The organism is Collinsella sp. CLA-ER-H4 (assembly GCF_040092395.1).
Lineage (GTDB): Bacteria > Actinomycetota > Coriobacteriia > Coriobacteriales > Coriobacteriaceae > Collinsella.
The window spans coordinates 323,751-339,845 of sequence record NZ_JBBNLQ010000001.1 but is presented as its reverse complement, the minus strand read 5'-3'; the positions used below and the strand labels follow the sequence as shown (position 1 = coordinate 339,845).

Annotated in this window: 15 protein-coding genes; 13 read left to right on the top strand and 2 right to left on the bottom strand. The window is 62.1% G+C overall.

The window, feature by feature from the left end:
• The first annotated feature begins 3 nt into the window (after window positions 1–3).
• Window positions 4–774 (top strand): ABC transporter ATP-binding protein, encoded by a 771-nt coding sequence (locus AAAX34_RS01440; RefSeq protein WP_349109751.1) that lies wholly within the window; start codon window positions 4–6, stop codon window positions 772–774.
• Between the two features lie 79 nt (window positions 775–853).
• A complete protein-coding gene (locus tag AAAX34_RS01435) occupies window positions 854–1,702 on the top strand; it encodes a hypothetical protein (RefSeq protein WP_349109750.1) in 849 nt (282 codons plus the stop codon).
• On the opposite strand, the gene AAAX34_RS01430 is transcribed toward AAAX34_RS01435, so the two are convergent.
• A complete protein-coding gene (locus AAAX34_RS01430) occupies window positions 1,699–2,436 on the bottom strand; it encodes a hypothetical protein (RefSeq protein ID WP_349109749.1) in 738 nt (245 codons plus the stop codon). The two genes, AAAX34_RS01435 and AAAX34_RS01430, sit on opposite strands and share 4 nt — an antisense overlap.
• A gap of 759 nt (window positions 2,437–3,195) precedes the next feature.
• Window positions 3,196–4,656 carry a pyruvate kinase gene (pyk, locus tag AAAX34_RS01425; RefSeq protein WP_035136807.1) on the bottom strand — a complete coding sequence of 487 codons (1,461 nt, stop codon included), beginning with the start codon at window positions 4,654–4,656 and terminating at the stop codon, window positions 3,196–3,198.
• Between the two features lie 441 nt (window positions 4,657–5,097).
• Between pyk and AAAX34_RS01420 the strand changes: the two genes are divergently transcribed.
• The 11 genes from AAAX34_RS01420 to AAAX34_RS01370 all read left to right on the top strand — a co-directional run bounded on the left by AAAX34_RS01420 (window position 5,098) and on the right by AAAX34_RS01370 (window position 16,090).
• Window positions 5,098–7,779, top strand: coding sequence for a cation-translocating P-type ATPase (locus AAAX34_RS01420; RefSeq protein WP_161115723.1), 2,682 nt, complete (start codon window positions 5,098–5,100; stop codon window positions 7,777–7,779).
• Window positions 7,780–8,019: 240 nt separating this feature from the next.
• Window positions 8,020–9,204, top strand: a complete 1,185-nt coding sequence (gene rsgA, locus AAAX34_RS01415) for a ribosome small subunit-dependent GTPase A (RefSeq protein WP_349109748.1) — start codon at window positions 8,020–8,022, stop codon at window positions 9,202–9,204.
• A gap of 252 nt (window positions 9,205–9,456) precedes the next feature.
• Window positions 9,457–10,116, top strand: coding sequence for a Flp pilus assembly protein CpaB (gene cpaB / locus AAAX34_RS01410; protein ID WP_227790272.1), 660 nt, complete (start codon window positions 9,457–9,459; stop codon window positions 10,114–10,116).
• Window positions 10,116–11,765: a P-loop NTPase gene (locus tag AAAX34_RS01405; RefSeq protein WP_349109747.1), complete on the top strand. Its 1,650-nt coding sequence runs from the start codon at window positions 10,116–10,118 to the stop codon at window positions 11,763–11,765. Before cpaB ends, AAAX34_RS01405 begins: the two co-directional genes overlap by 1 nt.
• A complete protein-coding gene (locus AAAX34_RS01400; RefSeq protein WP_022094028.1) occupies window positions 11,762–13,090 on the top strand; it encodes a CpaF family protein in 1,329 nt (442 codons plus the stop codon). The genes AAAX34_RS01405 and AAAX34_RS01400 overlap by 4 nt, the downstream gene beginning before the upstream one ends.
• Window positions 13,063–13,989 (top strand): type II secretion system F family protein, encoded by a 927-nt coding sequence (locus tag AAAX34_RS01395; RefSeq protein WP_022094027.1) that lies wholly within the window; start codon window positions 13,063–13,065, stop codon window positions 13,987–13,989. The genes AAAX34_RS01400 and AAAX34_RS01395 overlap by 28 nt, the downstream gene beginning before the upstream one ends.
• On the top strand, window positions 13,986–14,627 hold the full coding sequence (locus AAAX34_RS01390) for a type II secretion system F family protein (protein ID WP_271737916.1): 642 nt from the start codon (window positions 13,986–13,988) through the stop codon (window positions 14,625–14,627). Before AAAX34_RS01395 ends, AAAX34_RS01390 begins: the two co-directional genes overlap by 4 nt.
• Window positions 14,628–14,637: 10 nt before the next feature.
• Window positions 14,638–14,871, top strand: coding sequence for a hypothetical protein (locus AAAX34_RS01385; protein WP_118288839.1), 234 nt, complete (start codon window positions 14,638–14,640; stop codon window positions 14,869–14,871).
• Window positions 14,835–15,398, top strand: coding sequence for a hypothetical protein (locus tag AAAX34_RS01380; RefSeq protein WP_346973633.1), 564 nt, complete (start codon window positions 14,835–14,837; stop codon window positions 15,396–15,398). The genes AAAX34_RS01385 and AAAX34_RS01380 overlap by 37 nt, the downstream gene beginning before the upstream one ends.
• Before the next feature lies 1 nt (window position 15,399).
• Window positions 15,400–15,618 carry a hypothetical protein gene (locus AAAX34_RS01375; protein WP_055285909.1) on the top strand — a complete coding sequence of 73 codons (219 nt, stop codon included), beginning with the start codon at window positions 15,400–15,402 and terminating at the stop codon, window positions 15,616–15,618.
• On the top strand, window positions 15,554–16,090 hold the full coding sequence (locus AAAX34_RS01370; RefSeq protein ID WP_195521636.1) for a TadE family protein: 537 nt from the start codon (window positions 15,554–15,556) through the stop codon (window positions 16,088–16,090). Before AAAX34_RS01375 ends, AAAX34_RS01370 begins: the two co-directional genes overlap by 65 nt.
• The last annotated feature ends 5 nt before the right edge of the window (window positions 16,091–16,095 follow it).

Below are 16,095 nucleotides of genomic sequence, written 5' to 3'. Positions count from 1 at the left end.
GTTTTGACGATCGATATGAATAGTGCGGCGGGCACGAACGGTGTGGGCGGCGCCGAGGTCGTTCCGCTCATCGAGCTGCGCGACGTGGTGTTCTCCTATGCGGGGCATACGGTTGTCGATGGCGTGTCGCTGCAGGTCGATCGTGGTGAACTCGTTGCCCTGCTCGGTCCCAACGGCTGCGGCAAGACGACGATTATGCGTCTTATTAACGGCCTTGAACTCGCGGACGCAGGGGCATACCTGTTTGACGGGCACGTGGTCGATGCGGCGTATCTGAAGGATTCTGCTGCTGCTCAGAAGTTCCACCAGCGTGTGGGCTTCGTATTCCAAAACGCCGATGCCCAGCTGTTCTGCGCCACGGTGGGCGAGGAAGTTGCTTTTGGTCCCGCGCAGATGGGGCTGCCGGCAGACGAGCTCGAGCGCCGCGTGAGCGATGCCATGGGGTTGTTCCAGGTTGCCGACCTTGCCGACGCCTCTCCCTATCAGCTCTCGGGCGGGCAAAAGAAACGCGTTGCGCTGGCTGCGGTGGTGTCGATGAACCCGGATATCTTGGTCCTCGACGAGCCTACCAATGGACTCGACGAGGATTCATGCGACATCGTGGTCAACTTCTTGCTGGCCTACGTCGCGGCGGGTAAGACGGTCTTGATGAGCACGCATCACCAGGATTTGGTGCGACGCCTGGGTGCCCGTGCAATCTATATCGATCGATATCACCATGTGGTCGAGGCACCTTCGCCGTCGTATGGAACCGAAAGCGGTGCTACGGACTAGTTGCTGCGTAGAGCGTGCGTAGCCGCCCGCGCGGCTTTGCCGTGATGGTATAGTTATCCAGGTTTTTATGGGGGTGGCTATGCCAAGCTGGAACATTCATATCGCTCAGACGGAGCGTTTGCTGGAGCGCACCGGTGCGCTTGCCAATAGCGTGCGCGACCGCAATGCCTTTTTGTTTGGCTGCGTGGTTCCGGATATCTTCGTGGGCTATATGGTCCCTGGCATCGCCGATCCCATTCCGTACCGCATTACGCATTTTGCCAAGCCTGAGCCCATCCCTAAGCCTCGTGAGCATGAGTTCTGGGATACCTATGTGGCACCGTTGCTTAAAAGTTCGCCCATCGGTGCGCCGGCCGCGGCGACCTCGATTATCGAGGAACGCGAGCGGCTGAACCGCGTGCACTATCCCCAGCGCTACAAGGATGCCGAGCCGGTTGCCGGTCCCGGCGCCTGTGAGTTCTCGCTTGCGTCCGAAGATGTGGCACAGTCGTTGCTCGATTTGACACTTGGTGTCTGGTCGCATCTGGTGGCCGATACCGTATGGAATATGCGCGTGAATCAGTACCTGGAGGCGCACGGCGGCAAGCCGTGCGAGGAGTTCCGCATTAAAAAGCAAGGCGACTTTGACTGGTTTGGCAAGACGCTGGGCATTGTTTCCATCCCGCGTGCGACCGATCGCCTGTATACCGCTGCGACGCGTTTTGGGCAGTATCCCATCCATAAAGAATATGTGCTCAAGACCATCGGCGTCATGCACGAGATTGTACGCGAAAACCCCGGTGAGCCCGACCATCCGCCATACCGCCTGCTAACCGAGGAGTTTTTCGACGCAACGTTTACCGAGGTCATCGAGCTGACCGAGGCGGGATTTGCGACTCGCGTTGCTGCTTCTGGCGTTCCCGCAGTCCCCCTGATTGCTAGCTGCTAGCCGGCCGGCCCGGCAGTGAATAGCTCAACCCAATCGACAAGTAGCTCTTGCCGTAAGGTATCTTCGGCAATGCGCTCCTGTTTGGTCTTTGGGATGTGGGGAAGCCCGGCCTTTTTATGGATGAGCTCGGCTATGTGGTCGAAGCTCTTCTTCTCCTTGATCTGGTCATAGGTAATTTGGATGACGTCGTAGCCCATGCTTGTGAGTGCGGTGGCGCGCTCGGCATCGGAGAGGCTCGCGGCTTCGCTGTCGTGGGCAGAGCGGCCTTGGCATTCCAGAATGACGCCCATGCTGTCGGTGGCGCTTTCGATGAGGATATCGGCGTAGCAGCAGGTTTTGTCATACAGCGAACGTGCGGCTTCACTGAGCGGGATGCGCGCGTTGTTGGCGATCTCGATGCCCTGGCCGCCCTCGTCGCGGGGGAGCGAGATAAGCATGGAGGTCTGTACTTCGAAGGGCGAGGCGGCCTGCCCCGTCATGTGCTCGGCCGCCCAGCGCAGTTGTTTGACGCCGCGCAGGCCTGCGGCTTGCTTGGCGAACGCGGCGATATCCGTTGCGGTAAGAAGCGGCGTGCGCTTCCACAAGTTGGTGTCATTGCCCTTGGTGTCGTTAACTCGCTCCCAGCCGCAGTTGGGTGGAATGAACTTAAGCGAAATAGCTTCATCGAGTTGTTGTTGCGTTCGCTCGCAGGGCTTAAACACTGCAAAGGAGCCGCACGTCTCGTAGCAAGCCATGAGTAACTGGTTGCGTGAAACCTGCGTAGCAAGGTTGAGCAGCGTGAACTCCGGTGACGTGACATCAAACCCATGTTCAGTCTGCCTAAACGACCCCGGAGGTGGTTCTTGGGTCAGGAGGTGCGATTTAAACAGGCTTCGCGACCCGGATTGTGCCCGAGTGAATACAAGCCTGTGAAGTGGTGCGTGAAGCAGGTCTTTTACAACTGCATGACTTCCGAGACCACAACATCTGCGATCCATATTGCCAAGGCTAATGGCGGGGTAAAGGCCTAATACCTGCGGCGGGATGCGGTAGTAGTTAAAGGCGGATTGCCCACAAAGCGTCAGGTCCATAATGCCCTCCTGGCCGAAATCATCTCTTTGAAGCGAGTGATGCCAGCGTCAATCCGGAAGTATGCGGCAAAATCTGAACCCTATGAGCGGACCTGGCTTTTGAGGCTAGTTTATCAGGCATTTTGTTGCGAAAAAACAGGGTGTGCTCGGAGGTTCCAGAATTTGCCGCATACTTCCGAAAACCAGGTCGATTTGGTTCTTGCTAAAACGATTTATCAGCCCTGTGTGAGGTGTGGGTTTGCCACCGGGCGAACACTTTTAGCGCTTGGGGCTTTATTTTTTGGGCCTCGAAGGGTGGATTTCGCGCTTTTGGTAAAGAAATGAGTGCGTGTTTTGCCGTGCGGCGGCATTGGCACAGAAAAAGGGCCCGGAAGGCAATGCCTTCCGGGCCCTTTGCAATGCAAATCTGCTTGCAAGTACGATTTAGCGCACCTGAGCGACGTATGCGACGTTGGTCGAGGAGACCTTGTCCTCGAGCTGGACGCTCATGCGGGGATCGCCGGCGGTAGCGACGGTCAGATCGCCGGCCTCGACGTAGCCGAGCTCCTTAGCGGTCTCGATCGCCTTGACGATCGTGCCGTTGACGGTGCCCTGGGTAATCTCGGCCTGATGCGGGATAACGCCCCAGTACATGATCATCTGCTGGACGGCCCACTCGTGGCGGGAGAACGCGCAGATCGGCATGTTGGGACGGAAGTGCGAAATCAGGCGAGCGGTACGACCGGTGGTCGTCGGCACGGTGATGCACTTGGCGCCAACGGTGGTGGCCATGTTCACAGCGGACATACCCACAACGTTGTTGACGACGCGGGTGCCGTGAGCGTCAGCCGGAACCTCGAGCGGGGCGTGAGCCGGGAGGTACTTCTCGGTCTCGAGAGCAATGCTGGCCTGCATCTTAACGGCCTCGACCGGGTACTTACCGGCAGCGGACTCGCCAGAGAGCATAACGGCGTCGGTGCCGTCGTAAATGGCGTTAGCAACGTCGGCAACCTCGGCGCGCGTCGGGCGCGGGTTCTGCTGCATGGAGTCGAGCATCTGCGTAGCGGTGATAACGGGCTTGTAGGCTGCGTTGCACTTAGCGATGATTTCCTTCTGGATGTGCGGAACGAGCTCGGGCTTGATCTCGATGCCCAGGTCGCCACGGGCGACCATGATGCCGTCGGAAGCCTCGAGGATCTCGTCGAAGTTCTCGACGCCCAGGGCGCACTCGATCTTCGGGAAGATCGTCACGTGCTCGCCGCCGTTCTCGCGGCAAAGCTCGCGGATGCCGCGGACGGACTCGCCGTCACGGATGAAGGAAGCGGCGATGTAGTCGATGTTCTCGGTCAGGCCAAAGAGGATGTCCTGACGATCGCGCTCGGTGATAGCGGGCAGCGAGATGTTGACGTTGGGCATGTTAACACCCTTGCGCTCGCCGATCAGGCCGTCGTTCTTGACGACGCAGGTCATGTCCTGGCCGTCGACGGACTCGACCTCGAGGGCAACCAGGCCGTCATCGATCAGGATGAGGGAGCCCTTCTCGACCTCGGAGGGCAGAGCCAGGTAGTCGAGGGAGATGTGCTCAGAGGTGCCGTGGAAATCCTCGGACGTGGGCTGAGCGGTGACGACGATCTTGTCGCCGGTCTTGACGGCAACCTTCTTGCCGTCGACCAGAAGGCCGGTGCGGACCTCGGGGCCCTTGGTGTCGAGCAGGATGCCGACGGGCAGACCGAGCTCCTTGGAAATACGACGGACGCGCTCGATGCGACCGTGGTGCTCGTCGTATGATCCGTGCGAGAAGTTAAAACGGGCGACGTTCATGCCCGCCTTGATCATCTCACGGATGGTCTCGTCGCTATCGCAGGCGGGACCCATGGTGCATACAATCTTGGTGCGCTTGTACATTCAGACCTCCATCTGACATCGTCTTGCGCTGATAGATAAACCATAAGAAATAAAACTGAGATGATTATAACGAAATGCCGACCGAATACCCCAAAAAATCGACCGTATGCCGAATTAGAAGTTCATTTTTTGCGAATAAACGGTATATGCAAAAACTTTACCAACCGTTCTAACCGCTGCTATCTGGGCGATATTTCAGTTTGATGATGCACCGAAGAAAAAACGTTTTATCAATGTCGAACATCATACGGTCTGCATCGTTGCACTCGAGCCGTGTTTCCAATTGGAATGTTTTGGCTAGACGCGCCGCTTTGGGGTACCATAGCTCCACTATCAACTGCCGCTCAGCACGGCAGCCTTGATGAGCCCTTGCCCTTCTCCTGGGAATTATGATCGGGCATCAATCTGCTGAGTGGCCCGAATCCCAGGAGGGGACTCTATATGCAAAAGGAATACCTGTCCGCCGCGGCGGAGGTACTCAGCGACCAAGGTGTCGATGAGGACCTCGGCCTGAGCAACGACGAGGCGTCGTCGCGCCTCGCCAAGACAGGCCCTAACAAGCTCGAGGAAGCCGAGAAGACGCCGTTGTGGAAGCGCTTCTTTGAGCAGATGGCCGACCCCATGGTCATCATGCTGATCGTTGCCGCCGTCATCAGCGCGCTCACGGGCATGGTCAAGGGCGAGGCGGACTTTGCCGATGTCGCCATCATCATGTTCGTCGTTATCGTCAACTCGGTGCTGGGCGTGGTCCAGGAGGCTAAAAGCGAGGAGGCTCTCGAGGCCCTGCAGGAGATGAGCGCGGCGCAGTCCAAGGTGCTGCGCGACGGCAAGCTCGTGCACCTGCCGAGCGCCGAGCTCGTGCCCGGTGACGTGATCATGCTCGAGGCGGGCGACTCCGTCCCGGCCGACTGCCGCGTGCTCGAGAGCGCCACGATGAAGATCGAGGAGGCCGCCCTTACCGGCGAGTCCGTGCCTGTCGAGAAGCATGCCAACGTGATCGAGCTCGCCGCCGGCACCGACGACGTGCCGCTCGGCGACCGCAAGAACATGTGCTACATGGGCTCCACCGTGGTGTACGGCCGTGGCCGCGCCGTCGTAGTCGGTACCGGCATGAACACCGAGATGGGTAAGATCGCCGGCGCCCTGGCCGAGGCCAAGGAAGAGCTCACGCCGCTGCAGGTGAAGCTTGCCGAGCTCAGCCGCATCCTCACTATCATGGTTATCGTCATCTGCGTCGTCATCTTTGGCGTCGACATCATCCGCCACGGCGTGGGCAACGTTCTCACCGACCCGACCGCGCTGCTCGATACCTTTATGGTCGCTGTCTCGCTTGCCGTCGCCGCCATCCCTGAGGGCCTGGTTGCCGTCGTGACTATCGTGCTTTCGCTCGGCGTGACCAAAATGGCCAAGCGCCAGGCGATTATCCGCAAGCTCTCTGCCGTCGAGACCCTTGGCTGCACGCAGACCATCTGCTCGGACAAGACCGGTACCCTTACCCAAAACAAGATGACTGTCGTCAAGCACGAGCTCGCTGCGCCTAAGGAGAAGTTCCTGGCCGGCATGGCGCTGTGCTCCGACGCCCAGTGGGACGAGGAGCTGGGCGAGGCCGTGGGTGAGCCGACTGAGTGCGCGCTCGTCAACGACGCCGGCAAGGCGGGGCTCACCGGCCTGACCGCCGAGCACCCGCGTGTGGGTGAGGCCCCGTTTGACTCGGGCCGCAAGATGATGTCCGTGGTCGTCGAGACCCTGGACGGCGAGTATGAGCAGTACACCAAGGGCGCGCCCGACGTGGTGATCGGCCTGTGCACCCATATCTACGACGGCGATAAGGTCGTCCCCCTGACCGAGGAGCGTCGCGCCGAGCTCGTGGCCGCCAACAAGGCCATGGCCGACGAGGCCCTGCGCGTACTGGCGCTGGCAAGCTGCACCTACACCGAGGTCCCGGCCGACTGCAGCCCCGCCGCGCTCGAGCACGACCTGGTATTCTGCGGCCTGTCCGGCATGATCGACCCGGTCCGTCCCGAGGTGGCCGACGCTATCCGCGAGGCGCACGACGCTGGCATCCGCACCGTCATGATCACGGGCGATCACATCGACACCGCCGTGGCCATCGCCAAGCAGCTTGGCATCGTCGCCGATCGCAGCCAGGCCATTACCGGTGCCGACCTCGACCGCATGAGCGACGAGGAGCTCGACGCGCACATCGAGGACTACGGCGTGTACGCCCGCGTCCAGCCCGAGCACAAGACGCGCATCGTCGAGGCCTGGAAGTCGCGCGACCAGATCGTCGCCATGACCGGCGACGGCGTCAACGACGCCCCGTCCATCAAGCGCGCCGACATCGGCGTCGGTATGGGCATCACCGGCACCGACGTCACCAAGAACGTTGCCGACATGGTGCTTGCCGACGACAACTTCGCCACCATCATCGGTGCCTGCGAAGAGGGCCGTCGCATCTACGACAACATCCGCAAGGTCATCCAGTTCCTGCTTTCGGCCAACCTTGCTGAGGTGTTCTCGGTGTTTATCGCCACGCTCATCGGCTTTACCATCTTCCAGCCGGTGCAGCTGCTGTGGGTGAACCTGGTCACCGACTGCTTCCCCGCGCTCGCGCTGGGCATGGAGGATGCCGAGGGTGACATCATGAAGCGCAAGCCGCGCAACGCCAAGGACGGTGTCTTTGCCGGTCATATGGGCCTGGACTGCGTGGTCCAGGGTCTGATCATCACCGTGCTGGTGCTGGCGAGCTTCTTTGTGGGCGTGTACTTTGACATGGGCTACATCCACATCGCCGATATGATCGCCGGCAATGCCGACGAGGAAGGCGTGATGATGGCGTTCATCACGCTCAACATGGTCGAGATTTTCCACTGCTTCAATATGCGCAGCCGTCGTGCGTCGCTGTTCACCATGAAGAAGCAGAACAAGTGGCTGTGGGCTTCGGCCGCGCTGGCGCTGGTACTGACGGTTATCGTGACCGTTCAGCCGACGCTTGCCGAGATGTTCTTTGGCCCCGTGACGCTTGAGCTCAAGGGCGTTCTTGCCGCGCTGGGTCTGGCCTTCCTGATCATCCCGCTGATGGAGATCTACAAGGCGATCATGCGCGCGGTCGAGAAAGAGTAGCGTACTCGTCCGGGCCCGCCCCACGCCCTTTCTCCCTCACTGGTCCTCGCGCTTCGCGCTGCGGGATCGTTCGGGAGAAAGGGCTTCCGGGGCGGGCCCTGCGGTATCCTTGTTGGCTTTTCTCCCGTGCGGATGAAAAGGGCTGAGGGAAAGTTTGTGAGCTGGTCGGGCTTTGCCCGGCCAGCTCTTTTTGATTTAAAATACCTGCTCAGTTGTGATTTTGGCTGCTGGGAGGCGTTTGTGGCTAAGGCTAAGGCTAAAGCGAAGAAAAAGACGACGGGGGCGCGGGCTAAGCGCGATCGTCGTCGGAAGCTTGCGACCGAGGCCCCCGCGTCTGCCGAGGAGTTGTTGGCGAGCGTACCGGGGCTCGATGCGCTGCAGGATGTCCCGGCGTTTGATGATCTGCCGGTCGATGAAGCCCAGCAGACTGCCTTTGATGATTTCTGCGCACATGCCGAGGAGCCCGAGCAGATGCGGCTGGGTGCCGTTATTCGCCTGGATCGCGGGTTTCCGCTGGTGGCGACTGCCGACGATACCTTCCGCGCCGAGCATGCCGTGGGGTTTGCCAAGTCGCGCGGCGAGGACGAGGTCCTGCTGCCTGCCGTGGGCGACCGTGTGGCGGTGCGCCGCGCTCCCGGGCACGATATGGGCGTGATTGAGTGCGTGCTGCCGCGCCGTACGAGCTTTGAGCGTTGGCGCGGCCGTGCCCGTGGAGAGCGCCAGGTGCTCTGCTCCAACGTGGATAGCGTGCTAATCGTGCAGGCGCTCGGTGCCGGTGAGGTGCTGCTCGACCGCGTGGCGCGCTCGCTGGTGTTGGCGCTTGACTGCGATGCCGAGCCGGTGGTGGTGCTTACCAAAGCTGACCGCTGCGATGCCGAGGAGCTCGAGCGCGATCTGGACCGCGTGCGCCGCCTGGTGGGTCCGGACGTGCGCGTGATCGTGACGTCCTCTGCCGAGGGCCGCGGCCTGGACGAGGTCCGTGCCTGCGTGCCTGCCGGGAGCTGCGTCATGATTCTGGGCGAGTCGGGTGCCGGCAAGTCGACGCTGCTCAATGCACTGCTGGGCCACGATACGTTGGCGACCGGCGGTGTGCGCGAACGCGACGACCAGGGCCGTCACACTACCGTCGCGCGCGTGATGGTGGCGCTGCCGGGCGACGCCGGCGTGATCGCCGATGCCCCGGGCCTGCGCAGTCTACCGCTCGTGGGTCACGAGCGGGGTCTGGCGCGCGCCTTCCCCGAGATTGTCGAGGCATCGCGCGCGTGCCGGTTTGGCGATTGCACACATACCCATGAGCCGGGCTGCGCCGTTCGCGAGGCCGAGGACGCCGGGCAGATCGACAGCCTGCGGCTGGAAACGTTCCAAAACCTGGCGTCATCCATGCGCGTGAGCGCTCAAATACTCGATCCCGATGTTCATCTGTAATTGATTTTTCCTATGACAGCCGTCTCCCAACTGTTCGGGAGACGGCTTTTTTGCTGCGGAAAAGCCTCGAAACATGCAGTTTGCTGACGTGCTGACCAAAACCTTGCCATGAGCTTGACGGGCTGGTCAGCTTTTGGTCGGCGATTGGTTTGACATCGAAAACCAAGATCGCGATTGCGCCGCTTTGCACTCTGACCGCCCAGACAATGGTGGTACGGGCATTCGCCCGGCACTGCCATGAGAGGAGCGGCCGTGAACAAGAGCAAGCGCATCGCCATCAGTCTGGTCGCGGGCGTGCTCGCTGCTCTGCTCTGCATGGTTTACGGCTCGTCGATCCGCTCGCAAGCCGAACAGGTCCAGGCTGAGACCTTGGCCAAGTACGGTGGCGATCGCGTCGAGGTATGCGTCGCGGCGCGCGATATCGATGTGGGCGAGACCCTCGATGAGACCAATGTCATAACCCAGGAATGGCTGACGAGCCTGCTGCCGCGTGACGCGGCGACCGAGCTGCGCCAGGTGCGCGGCGACGTGACGACTTCGCGTATTCCCAAAAACGCCGTGATCTGCAATGTCTACACCAAGGCCGAGAGCCACAAGCTCGAGGTGCCTAAGGGCAAGGTCGCCGTTTCGGTGGCGGTCGATGCCGAGCACTCGGTCGGCGGTGCCACGGGCGTGGGCAGCTATGTGGACGTGTACGTGCAAAAAGATGGCGTAACCGATCGACTGTGCGGCGCGCACGTGATCGATACCAGTGAGAATTCCGGTGCCACGCGCGAGGGCAAGATCGAATGGGTGACGCTGGCGGCTGACCCCGAAGACGTCAAGGAACTGCTGGGAGCCTCGGGCAAGGGAACGGTCAGCTTGACGATTCCCGCCACGGCGCGCGGCAAAAAGAGCGGAGGCGACGAGTGATGAAGGCGATCTGGCTTGCGTGCTGCGCGTGCGGCGATTACGGGCTGTTGCAGCAGGAAGTCGAGGGCCGTGATGCGGGTGCACAGGTGCTTCGCGTGGGTGACCTGGACGGGCTGGTTTCCATGGCGCGGGCGTTTCCGTCGCGCCGCGGGGCTGCCATCATCGCGGCGTCTCTGTTTGATATCGAAGATGTGCGCAAGACTGTTGCGCGCCTGACGGCCGAAGGCCGCGTGAGTCGCGTGGTCGTGTTGATAGAAGCGCTCGATCCGTCGGATATCGAGGGACTGTTTCGCGCGGGGGCGACCGAGGTCATCGCTGCGCACAGTATATGCGGCAACGGGCGCGCGGGCGAGGGAGCGGTTGATTCCGATCGGCGCATGACGATTGAGCCCGATGCTTTTGTTGATAGGGAACCCGGGGCGCCTCGCGCTACAAGAGGCCCGCGTGTTGATGATTATGGAAAAGCGGAAGCCGAGCATGGTCGGCGCCCCCGGAACCCCCTTGTATACGATGACGCTGGAGGGCCGGCACAGCATGCTGGCGACTCCCCGGCTGTAGATATGGGATACGTGCACGGCGTGAATCTGGCGGATGAACTCGACGAAGTTGAGGGCTTTGCCGGGTGCGGCGAGTTGTCGCTGATGCAGCATGAGCAGATTGCACAGAACGAGCCTGCCTTGCAGACCGAACAAGCTGCCATGCCGGCTTGGACGCAGCGTGTGGTTGCGGCGGGGGAGACGGGGACGCTGTCGCCGACGCCCGCCCCGCCGCCTCCGATGCCGCCGGCAGACGCTGCCGCTCCGCAGCATCGAGCTCCGGTCATCTGCGCCATTTCGGGTTCGGGCGGTTGCGGCAAGTCGACGATCGTTGCCACCATGGCACACATATCGTCGCTGTTGGGCTTGCGTGCCGCCGTGCTCGACCTGGACCTGATGTTTGGAAACCTTTACGACTTGTTAGGCGTCGATGCTCCGCGCGATATGGCGGCACTTATCGAGCCGTCGGCGGCGGGCGCGCTCACCGAGCCGGATATCGTAGCCACATCGATGCGCGTGGCGCCGGGCGTTACGCTCTGGGGTCCCGTCGCGGCGCCCGAGCAAGCCGAGCTCATGGCACGTCCGGTGGAGCTATTGCTTGATGTCCTGCGTCGCGAATCCGACGTGGTCTTTATCGATACCTCGGTCTTTTGGGGCGACGCCGTGGCGGCTGCGGTGGCGGCGAGCGACCGTTGCCTGGTCGTTGGCGATGCGGCGGTGTCGTCCGCGACATCGGCATCGCGCGTCATTGAACTGGCAAGTCGAGTAGGTGTGCCGCGCACGCGCATGAGCGCCGTGTTCAACCGGTTCGGTGCGCGCGGGGCAGACGAGGACGTCGCCATGCGCTTTGAGATTGCCTGTGCGTTGAGCTCAAAGATTCGTATCGCCGATGGCGGGCAGGATCTCGCCGCGCTCATGGCGTTTGGGCGCGCTGACGAGGCAGTGGGTCAGACGAGCGCTTTCGCGACCAGCGTGCGCGAGGCCACGCGCGAGATGCTCGTGGAACTGGGGTGCGCCGTCGGCCCTTGGAGCGATATGGTCGCCGACCGTGCAACGCGCACCGAACGCCCGCGTATCCGCCTTCCCTGGTCGCGCGAGGGTGATCGGCGATGAGCCTGCAAACGAGGATTAAGGCTGCCGGCGCTGCAGCGGCTGCAGCGCCTGTAGATGCGGGGCGTCGTCGCGCGGTGAAACGACGCACCAAGCGCGCTGTGATGGACCGCATGGGTTACGACGAAGTGGCGCGTATCAGCGCCTATATCGACCCGGCGCTTGCCCGCTCGGAATTGCGTCCCGCGGTGGAGGCGGCGCTCAATGTTGAGGAACCGACCGATCTCGCGACGTCCGAACGCGAGACCATCATCGACGAGATTTTGGATGACGTGGTGGGCCTGGGGCCGTTGCAGCCGCTCATCGAGGACGACACCGTTACCGAGATCATGATCAACGGCTGCCGCTCGGCCTTCTTTGAACGCGGCGGCGTCTTGTACCCTATCGAGCATGCGTTTGAGGATGATGAGCAGATCCGTGTGCTTATCGACCGCATCATCTCGCCACTTGGCCGCCGTATCGACGAGCGCAGCCCCATCGTCAACGCTCGCCTTAAAACGGGCTATCGCGTCAACGCGGTGATTCCGCCTGTGGCGATTGACGGACCGATTCTCACCATCCGAAAGTTCTCGGACCGCATCTGCTCGCTGGACGAGCTTGTGGGGCTGGGGTCACTGCCGCTTTGGTATGCGCAGCTGCTGTCGTGCGCGGTGTCGCTGCGACAGGACCTGGCGGTTGCGGGAGGCACGGGATCTGGTAAGACCACCCTGCTCAACGCGCTGTCATGCGAGATTTCCACCGGCGAGCGCATCGTGACGATCGAGGACTCTGCCGAGCTCAAGTTTGCGCATCATCCGCACGTGGTGCGCCTAGAGGCGCGCGAGGCTTCAATTGAGGGCGAGGGCGCGGTGACGATCCGCGACCTGGTGACCAATGCCCTGCGCATGCGCCCCGACCGCATCGTGGTGGGCGAGGTGCGCGGTGCCGAGTGCTGCGACATGTTGCAGGCCATGAATACGGGCCACGACGGGTCGCTCACCACACTTCATGCGGGTTCAGAACAGGAGACCGTGGTGCGTCTGACGTTGCTTGCACGTTATGGCATCGATCTGCCGAGCGAGCTCATCGAGGAGCAGATTGCCATGGCGCTCGACGGCATCGTGATGTCCGAGCGCCACGCCGATGGCAGGCGCTTCGTCTCCTCGTATTCGGGGGTGCGTCGCGCCGCGTCGGGCGGCGTAGAGCTCGAGCGCTATGTGACTTTCGATGCCGCCGAGCGCACCTGGGCGCTTGACCGCGAGCCGCCGTTTATCGCAGAAGGCCTGCGGTCGGGGACGCTCACACAAGAGGAGGTGGACGAATGGAGGTCGCTGTGCCCCTCGTCGTAGGGGGTTTGGCAGGGTTTTCTGTTGCGACGGCGTGCGGGGCGGAACCTCGTGTGCCGCAGGTGCCGCCGGCGGAGCTGGCGCGTCAGGCGCTCGAGACGGTGGCAGAGAAGCTGCCGCGTGAGCTGGTGGAAAACGATCTGCTGAAAAAGATCGCCCGTTCGTGGGCATCGCTGGCTCCGGCGCATCGCCTTGGCCTCGTGATTGAAGATGCTTCGGGGCGTTTGGCGTTTCTACTGCTATCGAGCGGTGTCTGCAGCGTTTTACTAACGATGGTGTCGTTATCGCCCCTCGGGTTTGCCTTGGGACTTGTTGCTCCGATTGCCGCTGGCGCCGCTCGGGATGGCTTTGAGAGCCGGCGCGAGCAACACGATGCAGAAGAGGCCATGCCCGAGGCGTTTACCGCACTTTCCATGTCGCTTGCCTCGGGACATTCGCTGGCCCAGGGCATGCGCTTTGTGGGCGCTCATGCGCAAGAACCGGTGCATACCGAGTTTTTGCGGGTGGCGGCGGCGATCGATTGCGGTATCTCGGCGACCGACGCGCTCGATGACTTGCTCGTGCGCATCGACGCCCCCGGTCTTTCGCTTGTGACCTTGGCGCTTAAGGTGTCACAGCGCACCGGCGCTCCGCTTGCCGACTTGCTGTCCGAGGCGTCGAGCATGGTAGGGGAGCGCATTGAGCTCAAGCGCCGCCTGGATGTCAAGACGTCGCAGGCTCGCATGTCGGCGCATATGGTCGCGGCGATGCCGGCGGGCATGTGCGCGGTGTTGGCTCTGCTTTCGGCAGATTTTCGTCGCGGTCTTGCGACGCCTGCCGGTGCGGGCGCTGTGGTGCTGGGTCTCGCCCTCAACGCCGTTGCCCTGGTGGTTATCCGGCGCATTATGAGGGTGGAGCTATGAGCGCCCCAGTTGCAGTTGCGGCTTGCCTGTGCGCCCTGAGTGTATTTATCGCGACGGGTTTGGATCGGGCGGATGCACGCAAGATCGCAGGGGCCTGCAAGCGCGAGGCGGTGCTGGTCGCTGCCGCGGGTCGCTCAGTGGTCGATGCCCTGACCGCGCGAGTGAAGGGCGCGGTTGGAGCGGGCGGCCCGGCGCGAGTTTCGCTCGGCGAAGTGTCCGAGATGATCGATGTTGTGCGCTTGGGTCTTTCGGCCGGTCTTTCGTTTGATGCGGCGCTTGAGATTTTCTGCGCCAACCGCCGGTCAGTGCTGGCTCTTCGACTTGAGCGGGCCTGCATGGCGTGGCAGGTGGGCGTGGGCACGCGTGAGGACGAGTTGTTGGCCGCCGCGCGCGATCTGGACGTACGAGCGCTCGAGACCTTTGCCATCACGGTGGGGCAGGCGCTCGCCCTGGGTGCCCCACTTGCCGAGACGCTGGCCGCTCAAAGTCGCGAGATCCGTGCGGCTCATCGCGCCGCGGTCGAGCGTGAGATCGAGCGTGCGCCCGTCAAGCTGCTGATCCCCACCGGCACGCTCATCTTGCCGGCGTTGCTTCTGTCCATATTGGGCCCGCTGCTGGGAGCAGGCGGGATGATGTAGGGAGGAATACATGAACACGATGGTCGAAGTTGCTGACAAGGCTTGGAACTGGGCTTTTTGCCGGGCGATCCGCGCTCGCCAGCATGCCAAGGAGCTGTTGCGGGAGGAGAGCGCGCAGGGTACCACCGAGTACGCCATTTTGGTGGGCGTGCTTGTGGTGATCGCCATCATTGCCATTGTCGCATTTAAGGGCAAGGTCCAAGATCTATGGAACGCTATCAGCGAGGGCATCAACAGCCTGTAGAGGGTAGGCGGCCTGTCGGCGCACTGCTGGTGTTTGCCTGTGTGGTTGTGGCGGTGGCAGTGGCGGTTTGGGGGCTAAACGCCGCGCGGCAGCAGCGTCCTGGGGCCGCCTTCGATTCGGGCTCAGATTCGGCGGTGGCGTCTCAAAAAGATGAGATGCGAGATGCGGACGATTCGGATGTCGCTGTCACGGCGCAAACCTTTCTGCGGATGCTCGACAAGCGGTCTGGCACTGCGACGGATTCGCCTGAGGACAACGCGATTGCGGTCCGGCTTGCATGGTCCGAGGACCGACCGATGACCGAGGCAGCGGCGGATATGTTACGCGCCTACCGCGAGGTGCCAACGGCCCAGCTCGCCCTGAGCGGCTATCTCGATATTAAGGGTAACGTATGGGGCGCCATTGTGCGCGATGGGCGCGGCTGGGTCGATATGGTGACGGTTGCCGCGGATACTGGCGATGCTTCGTGTCGTCTGCGCGCGGTGCGCCTGGCCCCGCAAACAATAAGCTCAAAGGAGGGGTCGTGAAATGCATGACGTCCTGCGCGAGGAATCTGCCCAGGCGACGGTCGAATACGCCATCGTCACGGTGGCGCTGTTATCGATCGTGCTGGCGATTGCGGGGCTTTGGCGTGCTGGCACCGATGGGCACTTGGCGGCGCTGGTTGAGCGGGCGGCATCCCATGGCGTTGCCTCGACGTCGGTTATCGACGCCGCTGCGGGCGCTAAGGACATCGCGTTGTATTGATATCGCGCGCGAGGACCGGGCGCAGTCTACGGTCGAGGCCGCTTTTTTGCTGCCGACGTTTCTGACGCTCATCCTTCTCGCACTGCAACCGGTGTGCCTGCTTTATACGCGCGCGGTCATGGAGTCTGCCGCCGCCGAGACCGCGCGGCTCATGACCACGACGACGGCGGAGGACGACGATCTTAAGGAGTTCACCCTCCGCCGGCTTGCCGCAGTGCCCAACGTTTCGATCTTTCATGCCGGCGGGCCGTTGTCGTGGGATGTCGAGCTTAGCCGGGCCGATGCGGGCGGCGTCTCGTCCGTGTCCGTTTCCGGCGAGGTCAAGCCGTTGCCTGTGATCGGTGCGTTTGCGCAGGTTATGGGTGGTACCGCCGAGGGCGGCTACGTTGAGCTCAAGGTCGATGTCTCGTATCAATCACGTCCCGAATGGCTGGAGGGAGATTATGATTCGTGGATTGCTGCATGGGATTAAGCGTT